Consider the following 16,995-nt stretch of genomic DNA (forward strand, 5'->3'; position numbering starts at 1 on the left):
CCGTCGCGTTGTCCGCCGCGTGACGAGGCCGCCCGCGGCAACCCCTCAGCAGCGGTGCTCAAGCCTCGGCATGCCGTCCACCAGCGTGTCCAGCAGTCCCCCGAGCACCTCGCGCTGCTCGTCCGTCAACGGCGCCAGGATCTCCTCCGCGGCCGACCGGCGCGCGCCGCGCAGCTCGCGCAGTGCCTCGCGCCCCTCGTCCGTGACCTCGATCCGGATCACCCTCCGATTGGTGGGATCGGGGACCCGGCGCACCTTCCCGCTCGCCTCCAGGCCGTCGACCAGCGTGGTCACGGCCCGGGGCACCACCTCCAGGCGCTCGGCGAGATCCGCCATGCGCGGCGGTGAGCTGTAGTGCGCGAGCGTGCGCAGCAGCCGGGACTGGGCCGGCGTGATGCCCAGCTCACGCTGCTCAAGGTGCCGCTTCTGGATGCGGTGCACACGTCGGGTCAGCCGCAGCAACTGCTCGGCGAGCAGGCCGTCGGCATCGGGGGTGGTCATACGGGAACAATATCAGGATGCGGTTCATTGTGAGTATAGGTAACAATGAGCTAAGCTCCGCCAGGCATCGTTTCCCTGCCCTGTGTAACCGTCGTCTCACCTCCCGTAGGAGCCCATGCGTCCCGACCAATCCACCTGGACCCCGTCACCCGCCGAGGGCGAACAGCCACGGCAGGTGCGCCGCATCCTGAAGCTGTTCCGGCCCTACCGCGGCCGCCTCGCGATCGTCGGCCTGCTGGTCGGCGCCTCGTCCCTCGTCACCGTCGCGACCCCCTTCCTCCTGAAGGAGACACTGGACGTCGCGATCCCCCAGGGTCGCACCGGTCTGCTGAGCCTGCTCGCGCTCGGCATGATCCTCAGCGCGGTCGTCACCGGCATCTTCGGTGTCCTGCAGACCCTGATCTCCACGACCGTCGGTCAGCGCGTCATGCACGACCTGCGCACCGCCGTCTACGGCCGGCTGCAGCGCATGTCGCTCGCCTTCTTCACCCGGACCCGCACCGGCGAGGTCCAGTCCCGCATCGCCAACGACATCGGCGGCATGCAGGCGACCGTGACCTCCACCGCCACCTCGCTGGTCTCCAACCTCACCAGCGTGGTCGCCACGATCGTCGCGATGGTCGCCCTGGACTGGCGTCTCACCGTGGTCTCGCTGCTCCTGCTGCCGGTCTTCGTGTGGATCAGCCGACGCGTCGGCAACGAACGCAAGAAGATAGCGACCCAGCGCCAGAAGCAGATGGCTGCGATGGCCGCCACCGTCACCGAGTCGCTCTCCGTCAGCGGCATCCTGCTCGGCCGCACCATGGGCCGCGGAGATTCGCTCACCAAGGCGTTCGAGGCCGAGTCCGACAGCCTGGTCGACCTCGAGGTGAAGTCGAACATGGCGGGCCGCTGGCGCATGTCCGTCATCGGCATCGTCATGGCCGCCATGCCGGCCGTCATCTACTGGGCCGCGGGCATGGCCCTCCAGTTCGGCGGCCCGTCCGTGTCGATCGGCACGCTCGTGGCCTTCGTCTCGCTCCAGCAGGGTCTGTTCCGGCCGACGGTCAGCCTGCTGTCCACCGGCGTCCAGATCCAGACCTCGCTCGCGCTCTTCCAGCGCATCTTCGAGTACCTCGACCTGCCCATCGACATCACCGAGCCGGAGCGCCCGGTCCACCTCGACCAGGTCAAGGGCGAGATCCGTTTCGAGGACGTCGAGTTCCGCTACGACGACAAGAGCGGCCCGATCCTCGAGGGCATCGACATCACCGTCCCCGCGGGCGGCAGTCTCGCCGTCGTCGGCCCGACCGGCTCCGGCAAGTCCACGCTCAGCTATCTCGTGCCACGGCTGTACGACGTCACGGGCGGCCGTGTCACGCTGGACGGCGTCGACGTACGGGACCTCGACTTCGACACGCTCGCCCGCGGGATCGGCGTCGTCTCCCAGGAGACCTACCTCTTCCACGCCTCGGTCGCGGACAACCTGCGCTTCGCCAGGCCCGACGCCACCGACGAGGAGCTGCAGGCGGCGGCCAGGGCGGCCCAGATCCACGACCACATCGCGTCACTGCCCGACGGGTACGACACGGTCGTGGGCGAACGCGGCCATCGGTTCTCCGGCGGCGAGAAGCAGCGCCTCGCCATCGCCCGCACGATCCTGCGGGACCCGCCGGTCCTCATCCTCGACGAGGCGACCAGCGCCCTGGACACCCGCACGGAGTACGCCGTGCAGGAGGCCATCGACGCCCTGTCGGCCAACCGGACCACGCTCACCATCGCGCACCGGCTCTCCACCATCCGTGGCGCCGACCAGATCGTCGTCCTGGACTCCGGCCGTGCGGTCGAACGCGGCACGCACGAGGAGTTGTTGGAGCGGGAGGGGCGCTATGCGGCGCTGGTCCACCGGGACGCTGAACTGGAGCCGACAAGATGACGATATGCCGGGTTTATAGGCTTTAGCGGGTTACCGTGCCCGCATGCAGATGAACACTCCGCCACGGAGCACGATTCGACTGACGCGCCGGGGCCGGGTCGCCCTCATCGCGACCGGAGCCGTCGTGGCGGCCACCGCCGTGACGGTGCCGCTGCTCACCCTGACCACGGAGCACGAGGAGACACGGCCCACGTCCCTCGTCATCCCGGAGGGCTGGCGCACCGGCCAGGTCTACGAGGCTGTCGACAAGGCCCTCGCGCTGCCCCTGGGATCCACGAAGAAGTCCCTGGCCAAGGTCAACCTCAAGTTGCCCACCTACGCGGAGGGCAACCCGGAGGGCTACCTCTACCCGGCGACGTACCCCCTCGACAAGACGGCGACCCCCGAGGCCCTGCTGACGCTCATGGTCAACACCGCGAACAAGAAGTTCAGCGGCAGCCCCATCACCGCGGGCGCCCAGCGCAACGCGATGAACCTCTATCAGGTGATCACCATCGCGAGCATCATCCAGGCCGAGACCTCCACCAAGGCCGACATGGGCAAGGTGGCCCGGGTCATCTTCAACCGCCTGGAGCGGGGCATGCCGCTGCAGATGGACGCGACCCTCAACTACGCGCTGAACCGCTTCACGCCGACCACGACCACGAACGACACGAAGCTCGAGAGCCCCTACAACTCGTACCAGCGCATGGGGCTGCCGCCCACGCCGATCTCCAACCCCGGCCAAGCCGCGATGCGTGCCGCGATCAACCCCACCCCGGGCAACTGGCTGTACTTCGTCACGGTCAAGCCGGGCGACACCCGGTTCACGGCCAGCTACGAGGAGCAGCAGAGGAACGTCGCCGAATTCAACCGGCTCCGGAGGAGTGCCTCACCCTCGACCTCGCACTCACCCTCGAACCGGCTTTCGACTCCGGTTCCGGGCTCGCCGTCCGCCTCGGCCCCGAGCTGAGGCCCGCTGCCCGTTGCGACACCGCCCACGAGGTCTCCGAGCCGGCCACGGGGCGTCAGGCGTCTACGGTCACTCCCGCCAGCAATCGCCTGATGTCCCGTACCGCCGCGCGTCCGGCCCGGTTGGCGCCGATCGTGCTGGCGGAAGGCCCGTACCCGACCAGATGGATCCGGGGATCGGCGAGCGCGCGCGTCCCCTCCACGCGGATGCCGCCGCCCGGCCTACGCAGCCGCAGCGGCGTCAGATGATCGAGGGCGGCGCGGAAACCGGTCGCCCACAGGATGACGTCCGCGTCGACGTGACGGCCGTCCGCCCACTCGACACCGTCCGGGGCGATCCGGTCGAACATCGGCTGCCGGTCCAGCACGCCGTCGGCCAGCGCCTGCCGGATCGCGTCGTTCAGCGGCAGCCCCGTCACCGACACGACACTCTTGGGCGGCAGCCCCTGCCGGACCCGTTCCTCCACGAGCGCGACGGCCGCGCGTCCCACGTCCTCGGTGAAGGGTCCCTCACGGAAGACGGGCGGCCGCCGTGTCACCCAGGTGGTCGAGGCCGCGTACGGGGCGATCTCCATCAGATGCTGGGTGCCGGACGCGCCGCCGCCCACGACGACCACCCGCTGCCCGGCGAACTCCTCGGGCCCCGGGTACTGCGCCGTGTGCAACTGCCGCCCCCGGAAGGTCTCCTGGCCCGGATAGCGCGGCCAGAACGGCCGGTCCCAGGTGCCCGTGGCATTGATCAGCGCCCGCGTCGACCACGTACCGTCGGAGGACTCGACCAGCAGTCGCCCGCCGGCACCCTCCCGTACGGCCCGCACGTCCACCGGCCGCCTCACCCGCAGGTCGAAGGTGCGCTCGTAGGTGTCGAAGTACTCCGCGATCACCTCGGAGGACGGCCGCGCCGGGTCGGCGCCCTCCAGCTCCATACCGGGCAGGGAGTGCATCCCGTGCACCTTGCCGTACGTCAGCGACGGCCACCGGAACTGCCAGGCGCCGCCCGGTCGCGGTGCGTGATCCAGCACCACGAAGTCCCGTTCCGGCTCGAAACCGCTGCGCCGCAGGTGATAGGCGCTGGACAGTCCTGCCTGCCCAGCGCCTATGACGACGACATCGACCTCACGGACTTCACGCGCCTGCGCCCCGATGTTGTTCACGCTTCCACCAACTCGACCGGGGCGCGGGATCTTCCCGGACGGCGACGCCTGTGAGCCACCCGACGCGCGACCTGTCGGCAGGGAACCGCGGGAACCGGGAGGGACGGTCCTCAGGAGTCCTTGTAGACGCGGGGCGTGGTGGTGGAGGGGGGCAGACCGCCGTTGAAACGCGTGTCCACGAAGGCGGCGAAGTCGACCTTGCCCGGAATCAGCTTCAGCTCGGTGAAGGTGTCCGCGATCTGTTGCTCCGACGCGATGAGCGGCTTGTCGACGGCGACCGCGATCCGGCTGGCGTTGGTGCGCTTCACCGAGGCGAGCGCCACCTCGTACGGCAGACCGGTGTCCTTCGCCCACACCTTGGCCCAGGCGTCCGGATGCCGGTACACCCAGTCCTGGGCACGCCGCAGCCGCTCCAGGTAGTCCTTGACGGCCGCGGCCTTCTTGGTGTCCTTCAGCGCACTCGGCGCCGCCACCTGGAAGCTGAGCCCGTTGACGACGCCGTCCCCGTCGGCCAGGATCCGGCCCTGCTTGGCATTGAGGACCTGCGAGGTGTACGGGTCCCACACCGCCCACGCGTCCACCTTGCCGCCGGTGAACGCGGCGAGCGCGTCGGCGGGCTGCAGATACTTGACCTTCACATCGCTCAGTTTCAGACCGGCCTTCTTGAGCGAGGCGATCAGCTGGAAGTGCGCGGACGAACCCTGCGCCACGGCGATGGACCTGCCCTTGAGCTCCTCGGGCTTTTGCAGCGACGAGTTCTTCGGTACGAGGATGGCCTCACCCTTGGACGTACCGTGCCAGGCGGCCACCACCGAGACCTTCGAGCCCGCGCCGGCCGCGAAGACGGGCGGGGTGTTGCCGACGCCGCCGATGTCGACGGCCTTGGCGTTGACCGCTTCCAGGAGGGGCGGCCCGGATGTGAACGTCGACCACTTGATCTTGTAGTTGAGGTTCTTGAGTTCTCCGGCGGCCCGCAGCACCGCCTCGGAACCGCCCTTCTGGTCACCGACGTTGAGCGTGAGGGAACCCTTGCCGTCGGTTCCGGCACCTGCGGTGTCGGCGGCCGAGTTCCCGCCGCAGGCGGCCAGAAGCAGGGTCAGAGGGAGGAGGAGAGCGGCGGGGACGAGGTGTCGGCGCATGGCGATTCCGTTCGATTGGTTCAGGTGAGCTGAGGTGAGGTGTGAGGTGAAGTGAGCTGAGGTGAGGTGAGGTGAGGTGTGAAGTGAGCTGAGGTGACGGTGCAGTGAGGGTGAGGCGATGGCGAAGGGGGACTGGTGGGGGAGGAGGAGCTCAGGCGACGGTGTCCACGCCCAGGCGCTCCAGGAGGCCGGCACGCAGTTCGGCGAAGCGGGGGTCGGCGATGTCGCGCGGGCGGTCCAGGTCGACCTGGGTCTCGTAGGCGATGACACCGCCGTCCATGACGAGGACCCGGTCGGCGAGCAGTACGGCCTCCTCGACGTCGTGCGTGACCAGCAGCACGGCACAGCCGCGGCGCCGCCACAGTTCGCCGACCAGCCGCTGTGCCTTGATGCGGGTGAGGGCGTCCAGCGCGCCGAACGGCTCGTCGAGCAGCAGTAGATCGGGTTCGCGGACCAACGCACGGGCCAGTGAGGCACGTTGGGCCTCGCCGCCGGAGAGAGTCTTGGGCCAGGCGTTGGCGCGGTGAGTGAGTCCGACCTCCGTCAACGCCTGCTCGGCGGCCGCGCGTTCGGGCTTGCCGGGCAGCCCCAGCAGGACGTTGCGCCAGACCTTCTTCCACGGCATCAGCCGGGGTGCCTGGAACGCGACGGCCTTGCGCCGCGGGACGAGCACGGTGCCCTCGATGTCACGGTCGAGCCCGGCGAGGATGCGCAGCAGTGTGGACTTGCCGCAGCCGCTGCGGCCGAGCAGGGCCACGAACTCGCCCGGACGTACGTCGAGTTGGAGGTCGTCGATGACGGCGCGCCCGTCGAAGGAGCGGGTGAGTCCCTGCACGCGTACGGCGGAGGCCCGGGTGGTCGGGTGTGGCCGGCCGGTCGCGGTCGTCTGCTGGGCGGTGGCGCCCTTCTGGAGGGTCACCGGCCCGTGAACGTCGGTCGCCATTGCAGCAGCAGCCTTTCGAGGGAACGGACGATGAAGTCGGCGAGCAGGCCGAGGAAGGCGTAGACGATCAGGCAGACCACGATCACATCGGTCCGCAGGAAGTCACGGGCCTGCACCATGAGGAAACCGATCCCGGCGTCCGCGTTGATCTGCTCGGCGAAGACGAGCGCGAGCCAGGCGATACCGAGGGAGTAGCGAAGCCCGGTCATCGCCCCGGGCAGCGCGCCCGGCAGCACGACATGCCGCACGAGCCCCCACCGCGAGAGTCCGAGGGACTCCCCGGCCTCGATGAGCTGGGAATCGACGCCGCGGATACCGGCGTACACGTTCAGATAGAGGGGGAAGGACACCCCCAGCGTGATGATCGCGATCTTCGGGGCCTCGCCGATCCCGAACCAGATGATGAACAGCGGGATCAGTCCCACGAAGGGCACCGTCCGCAGCATCTGGACGCTCGCGTCGACGAGGTCTTCGCCGATTTGGAAGAGCCCGGAGACGAGGGCGAGTCCGGTACCGACGAGGGTTCCGAGCAACAACCCCACCGCGACGCGCTGCAAGGAGACGCCCATCGCGTTGGGCAGCGAACCGTCGGCGATCAGATTGCCGCCGACCCGTGCGATGGTGCCCGGCGAGGCGAGGATGTCGGGGCTCAACACCCCAGTGCTGCTGAGGAGTTGCCACAGCGCGAGCAGCAGGAGCGGGCCGGAGGTGCGGCGCAGCCAACGGGGTACGCGGGTGCGACGGGTGGAGAGGGGGACGATCGGGACGAGGTCGGGTGGCGCCGGCTGGGCCGCACCACTCTTGGATATATCCGATATATCGGGCTCGGAGGGGCCGGGCGGGGCATGGCTGATGCTCATGAGTGCTCCACGGGGAGGAGAGCGGCCGAAGAGGAATACGCCATGGCTCCGCCGCGTCAGCGGCTCAGGCAGAGCCGCGACGTGCGGGTGGAGCGGAGCGAGGGCGTGGTGGAACGGGGGAGTGAAAGGGCGTCAGTGGCCGCGGCGACACGCGGCGGAGGCCACCCGCAGCAGGTCGATGTGACCGCGCGTGGTGAGCATGGCTGAACGCAACATGCCGGTGAAAGTAGCCAGATGGGCCATGCCCGGTCAATGGTGTCTCGCGGAATGGAACGCGTCTACAGCGGAATGGGACGCGTGTACAAGGGTGCGGGCTGTCGGTCGTGTGCGGAAAACCGCGGGCGGGCGAGAATCGGATCATGCCTGATGCCTTCAGCACCCGAGTCCTGAACGTCACCACCGGTTCGGCGGAGACGGTCGTCGACCTCACCCGCGACTGCGAGGCCTTCCTCCGAGAGGCGGCGGCGGGTCGCGACGGCCTCCTGAACATCTTCGTGCCCCACGCCACCGCCGGTGTCGCGATCATCGAAACCGGCGCCGGAAGCGACGACGACCTCCTCGCCGCGCTGCACTCCCTGCTCCCCGCGGACGACCGCTGGCAGCACCGCCACGGCAGCCCCGGGCACGGCCGTGACCACGTACTCCCCGCCCTGGTCCCGCCCCACGCGACGCTTCCCGTGCTGGGCGGGAGGCTGGAACTGGGGACGTGGCAGTCGGTGTGCCTGGTGGACACGAACATCTCTAATGTCAACCGTCAGGTTCGACTGAGCTTCTTGGGCTGACCAAGACCGCTCGCGGAGGTCCTGCCGCCGATTCTCCGTACTCTGCGCGCTCGAACGGAGAGCAACCTGCACGGTGCGGACGTGAACGTGAGTCATAAGGCAGGTCGCCCGCCGCGTTCTGGCTGACCTGACAACGTCACCCCCAGCGGCGAGGCCGCCCGGCTGAACCGAGCGGGGGAACCGTCGCCTGCTGACCATCTGGCGATGATGTTCGGCAGGCCGGCGGGAGGTCGGCCATGGCAGCCGACCAGCCTGAAGAACATCCTCCTGTCGGAGGCCGCGCTGGGCTACTCGGCCGGAGGCCGTTCGGGACGCGCCACTCGAACCGCGACTACCCGCTGACAGGGATCCTGACGCGAGCCAATCGCGAACGACTGCGCTTCGATCGCGAGGCCGGGCTGCACGATTTAGCGGACGACGCCGCCCGGTTCCGCGAGCGGTATGCCGCCCTGGGATGGCAGCCGGCGGCCCTCGAGGCCGAACCTCAGTGCGCGCCCGGCATGGTCCGGCGGCCGACCGGTGAGACCGTCGCGGACCGTTGGTTCGGGGCGCCGGACGTACAGACCCGCAAGGAGATTCTGATCGACTTCGGTGTTCGGATGACCCTCTTCCCTGCCGGCGCACCGGTCCGCTGGGTGCCCAGGCCCTCGGCATGGTCGTGTGATGTCCGGTTCGTGATCACCCGAGGCCGAATAGTGCGAGCGGGCGTTTCGGGTCGCGGGAGTTGGCGCGCAATGCAGCGGCGATGTTGTGGGTGCAGGCGATGCTGGTGAAGGCCAGGAAGTAAATGGCCTGCGTACGTAGCGGCGGTGGAGGCGGCGGCATCCGGCGAGCCAGGCCCTGGTGCGCTCGATGGTCCGGCAGTGGCGTCCCAGCCGCTCGGAGGACTCGATGCCTTTGTGGGCGATGCGATGTCGGATACCGCGGCCGCGTAACCACACCAGCGTCGGCGAACCCTCCGTGCGTCTCGCGTCGGACCGCCCACCACAGCCCACCGCGGTGATCAGCAACAGCGTGGCGACCGCGCCGCCGTGCGCCCTGATACGCGATCGCATCTGGGCGCTCCAGAATTTCTCCCAGCTGGTGCCGCCAGTGAGCTTGAGGGTCAGAGTGGGTGCGCGGGCCGCCTGATCGCGTCGACGCAGCAGCGATCCAAGCCGGACAACGAAGCCGCGAGGCGCGCTCAGGCGGAGTGTGTGCGGCGGGAGTTGGCCCGCAGAAGGAGTGCGGCGCCGACTGCGGCGGCGAGGAGTACGCCGCCCGCGGCCCAGGCCAGCGTGCCGGTGCGGGATGTCCAGGCCGAGTGCTTTGCAGCTTGCTGAGCAGCGCAGGCTTTTCCGGGTGCGGCGGGGGCGATACGCAGACGGGCCCATGATTTGTCGGGACCGGCCTGGTCGGCGTCATGCCGGTGAACGACATAGAGGCCGGGTGCGGAGTCGCATCTGAGGGTGGTGGTGGCGGTCAGGACGGCTTTGGCTCCGCGCAGGACGGTGCGGTCGGTGAACGCGCGGGAGGTGAGGGTGATGTCACCGTCCGATCCCTCGTCGTAGTTGTCAGTGATCGTGATGCGGCTGCCGGCCCGGAAGGTCCGCACGTCCCATTCCGACTGGGGCCACGTGCTGTCGGGAGCCCAGCGTTCCTCCAGGCTGGGCGGGGGCAGTTTCTGGACCTTGTTCCGGCAGACGCGGCGTGCCGCCTCGTCGGAGGCTTCAACGCGTACACGTGCCCAACGGAACGGATGCTCCTCCGGGCCCACGTCTCCGGCGCCGTGCAGCAGGACCGGGTAGGTGCCGGGCCGGGTATCGCAGGCGACGGTCACGGTGGTGGTCAGCAGCGGATCCATCATCCGCAGCTTCCCTGCCCTGATGAACGCGGATGAAGTGATGGTCTCGGCGTAACTGGCCTCGCCGGACTTGGCGTTGACCGTCAGCGTGTCGCCGGGATGCACCGACCGGACGCTTCCGAACGGGAGGGACGACTCGAGCGGGGAGGCCGAGGCCGACCCGGCTGCCAGAAAGGACAGCAGGAGAGGGAGCGCCGCCCACGCGGTCCTGCGGAGTCGGTCCATCGCCTCGCCCATCTCTTATTTGACGACATGTCAGTTGTTACTCGATAGTACAGTGCAATCGAACATGCGTACGATCAAAGGGAGTTCGGGGGTCGCTCACCGTACGGCCCCCTACAAGACGGAAAGGCACCTTGTTGCGTTCCAGACACAGATGGATTTCAGCCCTGGCGCTAGGACTGGGCGTCGGCGTTCTCGGCGCCGGGACAGCATCGGCTGCGACGGGCCATCCGGTACCAGCGCCCTCCGCCACACCGACGGCCTCCGCATCACCGGCGGCTCCCAGCACCGGGCATCAGGTCCCGCCGAAGTCGCCGGCACCCTCGGCGCCGTCGACGGTCGCGGGGGCCGTCGAGCCGACCGACTCCGCCACGCCCTCGGCGTCCTCGACGCAGTCCGCCGAGCCAACCTCCTCTCCCTCCCCCTCGGACGGGCCGAGTCTGAGCGAGGAAGAGAAGTACTGGACGGCGGACCGCATGGACAACGCGGTCCCGATCGACTCCCCGCCGGCCCCCGCTTCGGCCGCGTCGAAGCACGGCATCACGGCGGGCGCCGCCGTCGCGCACCAGCCGCCGCCATCGGGCACCCCCACCCCGGAGCACTTCCTCGGCCACCCGATGGTGGGCACGTTCTTCTTCGACGGCAAGCCGCTCGGCGGCCCGAAGACGTACTGCACCGGCAGTGTCGTACACACGGCCGCCAAGGACATCGTCCTGACCGCCGGACACTGCGGCCGTGGCCTGGAGGGGGCCACCCACCGCATCTTCGTTCCGCAGTACCGCATCGGCAGGTCCGCCGTCGAGCAGCCGTCCGGCGTCTACCCGGTGTCCCGCCTGTACATAGACCCGCGCTACGAGGCGAACACCAAGAAGCCGACCTCCGACTTGGACCTGGCCTTCGCGCAGGTCGACCCCAACACGCGGGGCAAGGTGGAGGACGTCACGGGGGCTTTGACCTTCACCCCGACCAGCAGCTACAACCACAAGGTCACCGTCATCGGCTATCCCGACGACGTGAGTGTCAACCCCGACCACGTGCCGGTCCGCTGCCCCGTCAGCACCTCCCAGCTGCCAGGCTTCCGACAGATGCGCATGACCTGCACCGGCTTCTACGGTGGCGTTTCCGGCGGCCCGTGGATCGAGGACTACAACAGCGCCAACGGCACCGGCAAGGTCATCGGCAACACCGGCGGGTATCACGGCGGTGGCAACGACGCCAACGACGACTGGGTGACCTACTCGCCGATCTACGGCAAGGACGCCCAGGACCTGTTCGCCGACGCCGCCGCGCATCGGAAAGTGGATGACGGCAAGCCGCCGTACCAGCCGTCCGGAGACCCCTGGCTGCCCGGCGCGGCGACCACCTGGCAGCACGCCAACCTGATGGCCTCGGGCGACTTCCGCCAGACCGGCCACAGCGACATGATCGTGGTCTGGTCCGACGGTGAGGTCACGCTCTACCCCGGCAACGGACACGGCGGCTACGATCCCGAGCGGCAGCTGCTGCCCAAGAACTCCACGTGGAAGAACGCCAAGACCATCACGGCGGGCGACTTCACCGGGTCCAACCAGTTCGACCTGCTGGTCCGCTGGGTCGACGGCGAGGTGACACTGTACGGCGACGTCGGCGCCAAAGGACTGAACTGGGCCGGCACCCAGATGATCAAACCCAACGACCTCTGGAAGAACGCGACCCAGATCGCGGCGGGCCGCTTCAACGCCTCCCAGTACGTCACCGACCTGATCGTCCGCTGGGTCGACGGTGAGCTGACCCTCTACACGAACGTCAGCGCCGGCACCTTCGGCCAGGAGCACCAGCTGAAGCCGAAGAACGACACCTGGCGGGACGCCACACTCCTGACGGCCGGTGAGTTCTCCGGTAACCAGAAATGGGACCTCATGGTGCGCTGGACCGACGGCGAGCTCGACAACTACGTCGGTACGACGACCTCGGGCCTCGGCGGCGAGCATCGCATCCTGGACCCCAACGGGCTCTGGAAGCACGACGCGGCCATGACGACCGGCGACTTCACCGGCAACGGCCGTACCGACGACGTCGTCATCCGCTGGTCCGACGGCGAGACCACCATGTACACCGATACCCCCGCCAACCAGCTGGGAACCGAACACATGCTCGTCGCCCCGACCTCCTGAGCCCACCCGAACCACGTAGCCGGCGGCGGGATGGCCTCCGCGCTGACCAAGGCTTCGCTGGATCGCGCAGAGCTCTGAGCACGAGCAGACAGATCCGGACGGCACTGCTTCGTCCTTGAGAACGTCGTCCCCGTCCTCATGTCCGAGGCGAAAGACATGCCCGGCAGCGACGCGTCCGACCGTGACATCGCCACCGACCGGTCGTGGAACCCGCCGGTGACAGAAGCACGGCGAAGCCCCGGGCCCGCGGGCCCGGGGCTTCGTGCTGTCGCCCCTTGGCCGGCGCCTCGGTGCACACGCGACGGGACGCGCAGCCCTGGGTACGTCGCCCGCACCACGCCCCTGTGCCCCGGCACTGGCACCGTCGGCAGCGCACTCCTCCCGCGAGAAGAGCACGCCGCCGGTTTACGCGTGTGTGGGCACTGATCTGCTGTCGGCGCCCGACTTGTTGGTCCAGGCCGGCGCAGCGCCAGGTCGTGGAGGTTGGTGGACATGAACAGGGATAATCCTGTGCGAAAGGTGCGTTTGGGCTTACTTGGGGGCCTGAGTCTTCTCGGGGGGTCATGATCCGGCGGCGGCCGCCCGGTGGGGGGCCGGGGTACGGTGGTGCTACCGAGCGCACCTCGCATGCCGTCATCCGTTTCGGCGTCGTTCTCGGGGAACGGCAAGGCCGGAGCCCTTGTGGACCGGCCGGAAATGAGCCGCCCCATGCCTCCTGGCCAGCGCAATTGCGCCGTCTTCCGCATTCCGTCCCGCGCCCCGCGTTAGCGGATTCCTTCGTTCTCACGCTGTTTTCGAGGCCCTCCGGCACCTCGCTTCACACACCCGCGATGAACAAGAGTGAAATGACAAGGAAGCGCATGAGCCTGATGAGCCTGGGAGTACTTGCCTCCTCCCGCAAGGAGAACGAGTTCCGGTTGCCGTTGCATCCCGGCCACCTCGACCGGATCGCCCCGGACGTACGCGAAAAAATGTTCCTCGAAGAAGGCTACGGCCAACGGTTCGGCGTCGGCGACGACGCTCTGCGACCGCTCGTGGGAGGCCTGCGCTCCCGGGAGCGGCTCCTCGCCGAGTGCGATGTGCTGCTGCTGCCCAAACCGATGCACGACGACATCGCCGAGCTGCACGAGGGCCAAGTGCTGTGGGGATGGCCGCACTGCGTGCAGGACGAGAAGATGACCCAGATCGGCATCGACCAGAAGCTGACCCTCGTCGCCTGGGAGGCCATGAACCACTGGACGTCCACGGGTGCCTTCAGCGTCCATGTGTTCCACAAGAACAACGAACTCGCGGGCTACTGCTCCGTGCTGCACGCCCTGCAACTCGGTGGGCTGACAGGTAGTTATGGCCGCCGCATGCGTGCCGTGGTCATCAGCTTCGGCGCCACGGCGCGCGGAGCGGTCACCGGCCTCGGCGCCATGGGAGTCTCCGACGTCACGGTGCTCACCCAACGCGCCGCGGCGGCCGTGGCCTCGCCGATGCCGTCGGTCGTGATGGGCCACTTCGAGGAGCAGGAGGACGATCCGTCCCGGCTTCGGGCCCTCACGGCGGCCGGTCCCGTGCCGCTCGCGGAGTACCTGGCCGGGTTCGACATCATCGTCAACTGCATCCGGCAGGACACCGACGCGCCGCTGATGTTCGTCACCGACGAGGAACTCGCCCTTTTCCGGCCGGGCACCCTCTTCATCGACGTCGCCTGTGACGCGGGCATGGGCTTCGAATGGGCCCGTCCGACCACCTTCGGCGAGCCCATGCCCGCGGTGGGGCCGGGCTGCCACTACTACGCGGTGGATCACAGCCCGTCCCATCTGTGGAACTCGGCCACATGGGAGATCAGCGAGGCGCTCCTGCCCTATCTCCGCAAGGTCATGAGCGGCCCCGTTGCCTGGGAGGCCGACGCCACGGTCAGAAACGCCATCGAGATTCGCGACGGCGTGATCCAGAACCCGAAGATCCTCTCCTTCCAGCACCGGTCGGCCGTGTACCCCCACGACCTCGAGGTCCCGGCGCTGCGCCCCGCCGCACAGCCGGCCTGACGACGCCTGGGAGAGCCCGCGCGACAGGTCCGCGTGGGCTCGTCCGGCCGGCCTGCCGGGCGATAATGGTACTTTTTGTGTCCGGACGCGCGTGCCGTGCTAAAGTTGACGCCAGTCGTGGTTCCCGTAAACTCCAAGTGCCTTTGATGACTTTATGTCGTCGGGCATTTTTGCATTTCGCGGAGCGTGGACCCCTGGGTATCGCCCGGAAGTCGGATTCGGTTCGTTCTTGCAATTCATTCGGTTCATCGCTGCCGAGAATTCCTCGATACGTGCCATATCGAGGAAGGTTCTCCATGAACCGCTCAGCTCGTACGAGCGACCGTTTTGCCAAGACCCGTCGGCAGGGCGCCCAGGGGCGCCCCGGGGCCCGTTCAGGCGGCGACGGGCGCCGTCCCTCCGCACCGCAGGGCGAGTTCGCGCTGCCGGACACCATCACCCCGGCCCTCCCCCCGGTCGCGGCCTTCGGTGAGCTGGACCTCCCCGTCGAGTTGCTGAACAAGCTCACCAGCCTCGGCGTGAACGAACCGTTCCCGATCCAGGCCGCCACGCTGCCGAACTCCCTCGCGGGACGCGACGTCCTGGGCCGCGGGCGCACCGGATCGGGCAAGACGCTCGCCTTCGGCCTCGCGCTCCTCGTGCGCACGGCAGGACAGCGGGCCGAGGCCCGCAAGCCGCGCGCCCTGATCCTCGTTCCCACCCGCGAGCTGGCCCAGCAGGTCTCCGATGCGCTCACCCCGTACGCCCAGTTGCTGAAGGTGCGGCTGGCCACCGTGGTCGGTGGTATGTCGATCGGGCGGCAGGCCGCCGCGCTGCGGGCCGGGGCCGAGGTCGTCGTCGCGACCCCGGGCCGCCTCACCGATCTCGTCGAGCGCAATGACTGCCGCCTCGACCGGGTGAGCATCACCGTCCTGGACGAGGCCGACCAGATGGCCGACATGGGTTTCATGCCCCAGGTCACCGAGCTGCTGGACCAGGTGCGCCCCGACGGTCAGCGACTCTTGTTCTCCGCCACGCTCGACCGCAACATCGACCTCCTGGTCCGTCGATATCTCCATGACCCGGTGGTCCACTCGGTCGATCCCTCGGCGGGCGCGGTGACCACGATGGAGCATCACGTGCTGCAGGTGCATGGCGCCGACAAGTACGCCACCGCCACCGAGATCGCCGCCCGCGACGGGCGCGTGCTCATGTTCCTGGACACCAAGCACGCCGTCGACCAGTTCACCAGGCACCTGCTGGGCAGTGGTGTGAAGGCCGCGGCACTGCACAGCGGCAAGTCGCAGCCCCAGCGCACGCGCACACTGGCCCAGTTCAAGACCGGTCACATCACGGTCCTGGTGGCGACCAACGTCGCCGCCCGCGGCATCCATGTCGACGACCTCGACCTCGTCGTCAACGTCGACCCGCCCAGTGACCACAAGGACTACCTGCACCGAGGCGGCCGTACCGCCCGCGCCGGTGAGTCCGGCAGTGTCGTCACGCTCGTTCTGCCCGGCCAGCGCCGCGACATGATCCGTCTCATGTCCGACGCGGGCATCCGGCCTCACATCACCCAGGTCCGTTCCGGCGAGGCGGAGTTGAGCCGTATCACCGGCGCACAGGCTCCCTCCGGGGTTCCCATCGGCGGCAGCCGGCCGGTCGCGGAACGACCCGAGCGCGGCGGTGCCCCCTTCCGGGGCCTGGGCACCCGTCCGGGACGCGCCGGTGGCGAGTCCCGCCGGGCCGCCGAGGCGCGTCAGACGGCCGAGGCCCGCAAGGCCGCTCGGGTTCGTCGTGGCGCGTAGTCCCCACGCCTGAAAACCTGCCCGCCTCTCCCGACCTGTCGATCAGGAGGTCGTGGTGGGCGAGCCGGTCGCGTCCCAGCAGCGCAGCGTGGACTGGCGGGCACTGGCCCTGCCGGAGGCGTCGTACATCGGTGCCGACCACGTGTACGCGTTGGGCACGAGCATGTTCGACGAGCTGCTCAGCGGCTGGGACCCGCACGCCCACGGACAGGTCGCCCCGGACGAACTGTGGGCCTACCTGGCCGAGGTTCACACGGAAGAGGGACACACGAGTCACGCGATGACCTGTCTGGAACGCCTCGAACGCATCTCCGACCGGATGGGCGGCGGAAGGACACGGCTGAGGTGTCTGCTCGCGTCGGCCCGGGCCCTGCGGCAGGACGCTCCCGGCACCGCCCAGGAGAACCTGCGTGAAGCGGTGGACCTGGCGCGCTCGCGTGGCCGGCCGTTCGAGACGGCGGTGACCCTTGTCGCCGCCGCCGAAGCGGGCGTGGGGCGGCCCACGCTGCTCCACGAGGCGTACGAACCGTTCGGGGGACACCTGCGCCGCACTGTCGCGCTTCCGCACCAGAACCGCCATGTGCGAGGCCGGGATCACTGCAGGCCACCACCCGAAACGAGGAACTCCTCGCGATCCTGATCGCCGAAGGGCTGACCAACGGCCTGATCGCCACGGTGCCGCGGCTCAGTGAGGACGCGGTCGCGGGCC

The 16,995-nt window shown here is 68.9% G+C and carries 15 protein-coding genes and 1 pseudogene; 7 read left to right on the plus strand and 9 right to left on the minus strand.

The window, feature by feature from the left end:
• Positions 1-45 precede the first annotated feature (45 nt).
• The gene (locus AQJ27_RS24240) at positions 46-501 is read right to left on the minus strand and encodes a MarR family winged helix-turn-helix transcriptional regulator (protein ID WP_067372629.1); all 456 of its coding nucleotides are present in this window, start codon (positions 499-501) and stop codon (positions 46-48) included.
• A 115-nt stretch (positions 502-616) separates the two neighbouring features.
• Between AQJ27_RS24240 and AQJ27_RS24245 the strand changes: the two genes are divergently transcribed.
• Complete coding sequence (locus tag AQJ27_RS24245; protein ID WP_060895163.1) at positions 617-2,416, plus strand: ABC transporter ATP-binding protein; 1,800 nt, start codon at positions 617-619, stop codon at positions 2,414-2,416.
• Between the two features lie 43 nt (positions 2,417-2,459).
• Complete coding sequence (gene mltG, locus AQJ27_RS24250) at positions 2,460-3,368, plus strand: endolytic transglycosylase MltG (protein ID WP_067372632.1); 909 nt, start codon at positions 2,460-2,462, stop codon at positions 3,366-3,368.
• A 55-nt stretch (positions 3,369-3,423) separates the two neighbouring features.
• Here the strand turns inward: mltG and AQJ27_RS24255 are convergent, their stop codons facing one another.
• From AQJ27_RS24255 to AQJ27_RS60840, 5 genes are all read right to left on the minus strand, one after another.
• Positions 3,424-4,521 carry an NAD(P)-binding domain-containing protein gene (locus AQJ27_RS24255; RefSeq protein WP_201264330.1) on the minus strand — a complete coding sequence of 366 codons (1,098 nt, stop codon included), beginning with the start codon at positions 4,519-4,521 and terminating at the stop codon, positions 3,424-3,426.
• Between the two features lie 110 nt (positions 4,522-4,631).
• The gene (locus AQJ27_RS24260; RefSeq protein ID WP_067372635.1) at positions 4,632-5,660 is read right to left on the minus strand and encodes an ABC transporter substrate-binding protein; all 1,029 of its coding nucleotides are present in this window, start codon (positions 5,658-5,660) and stop codon (positions 4,632-4,634) included.
• 151 nt (positions 5,661-5,811) lie between these two features.
• Positions 5,812-6,603, minus strand: coding sequence for an ABC transporter ATP-binding protein (locus AQJ27_RS24265; protein WP_067372638.1), 792 nt, complete (start codon positions 6,601-6,603; stop codon positions 5,812-5,814).
• Positions 6,576-7,463 carry an ABC transporter permease gene (locus AQJ27_RS24270; RefSeq protein ID WP_067372641.1) on the minus strand — a complete coding sequence of 296 codons (888 nt, stop codon included), beginning with the start codon at positions 7,461-7,463 and terminating at the stop codon, positions 6,576-6,578. The genes AQJ27_RS24265 and AQJ27_RS24270 overlap by 28 nt, the downstream gene beginning before the upstream one ends.
• Positions 7,464-7,595: 132 nt before the next feature.
• The gene (locus AQJ27_RS60840) at positions 7,596-7,706 is read right to left on the minus strand and encodes a putative leader peptide (RefSeq protein WP_425275224.1); all 111 of its coding nucleotides are present in this window, start codon (positions 7,704-7,706) and stop codon (positions 7,596-7,598) included.
• A gap of 116 nt (positions 7,707-7,822) precedes the next feature.
• Between AQJ27_RS60840 and AQJ27_RS24275 the strand changes: the two genes are divergently transcribed.
• On the plus strand, positions 7,823-8,245 hold the full coding sequence (locus AQJ27_RS24275) for a secondary thiamine-phosphate synthase enzyme YjbQ (protein WP_067372644.1): 423 nt from the start codon (positions 7,823-7,825) through the stop codon (positions 8,243-8,245).
• Between the two features lie 678 nt (positions 8,246-8,923).
• On the opposite strand, the pseudogene AQJ27_RS58775 reads toward AQJ27_RS24275, so the two are convergent.
• From AQJ27_RS58775 to AQJ27_RS24285, 3 genes and pseudogenes are all read right to left on the minus strand, one after another.
• Positions 8,924-9,177 (minus strand): annotated as a pseudogene (locus AQJ27_RS58775) (hypothetical protein); the annotation flags it as partial.
• A 251-nt stretch (positions 9,178-9,428) separates the two neighbouring features.
• Positions 9,429-10,193: a hypothetical protein gene (locus tag AQJ27_RS24280; RefSeq protein ID WP_159064394.1), complete on the minus strand. Its 765-nt coding sequence runs from the start codon at positions 10,191-10,193 to the stop codon at positions 9,429-9,431.
• 412 nt (positions 10,194-10,605) lie between these two features.
• Positions 10,606-10,788 (minus strand): hypothetical protein, encoded by a 183-nt coding sequence (locus AQJ27_RS24285; RefSeq protein ID WP_067372650.1) that lies wholly within the window; start codon positions 10,786-10,788, stop codon positions 10,606-10,608.
• On the opposite strand from AQJ27_RS24285, the gene AQJ27_RS24290 reads away from it, so the two are divergent.
• From AQJ27_RS24290 to AQJ27_RS24305, 4 genes are all read left to right on the plus strand, one after another.
• Positions 10,787-12,463: a trypsin-like serine peptidase gene (locus AQJ27_RS24290; protein WP_235613570.1), complete on the plus strand. Its 1,677-nt coding sequence runs from the start codon at positions 10,787-10,789 to the stop codon at positions 12,461-12,463. The genes AQJ27_RS24285 and AQJ27_RS24290 overlap by 2 nt on opposite strands.
• An 860-nt stretch (positions 12,464-13,323) precedes the next feature.
• Positions 13,324-14,499, plus strand: coding sequence for a N(5)-(carboxyethyl)ornithine synthase (locus AQJ27_RS24295; protein WP_067372653.1), 1,176 nt, complete (start codon positions 13,324-13,326; stop codon positions 14,497-14,499).
• A 296-nt stretch (positions 14,500-14,795) separates the two neighbouring features.
• Positions 14,796-16,286 carry a DEAD/DEAH box helicase gene (locus AQJ27_RS24300; protein WP_067372657.1) on the plus strand — a complete coding sequence of 497 codons (1,491 nt, stop codon included), beginning with the start codon at positions 14,796-14,798 and terminating at the stop codon, positions 16,284-16,286.
• Between the two features lie 55 nt (positions 16,287-16,341).
• On the plus strand, positions 16,342-16,926 hold the full coding sequence (locus tag AQJ27_RS24305; RefSeq protein WP_067372660.1) for a hypothetical protein: 585 nt from the start codon (positions 16,342-16,344) through the stop codon (positions 16,924-16,926).
• The last annotated feature ends 69 nt before the right edge of the window (positions 16,927-16,995 follow it).

The sequence above is a fragment of the Streptomyces olivochromogenes genome, from assembly GCF_001514115.1.
In the GTDB taxonomy this organism is placed as follows: Bacteria; Actinomycetota; Actinomycetes; order Streptomycetales; family Streptomycetaceae; genus Streptomyces; species Streptomyces olivochromogenes.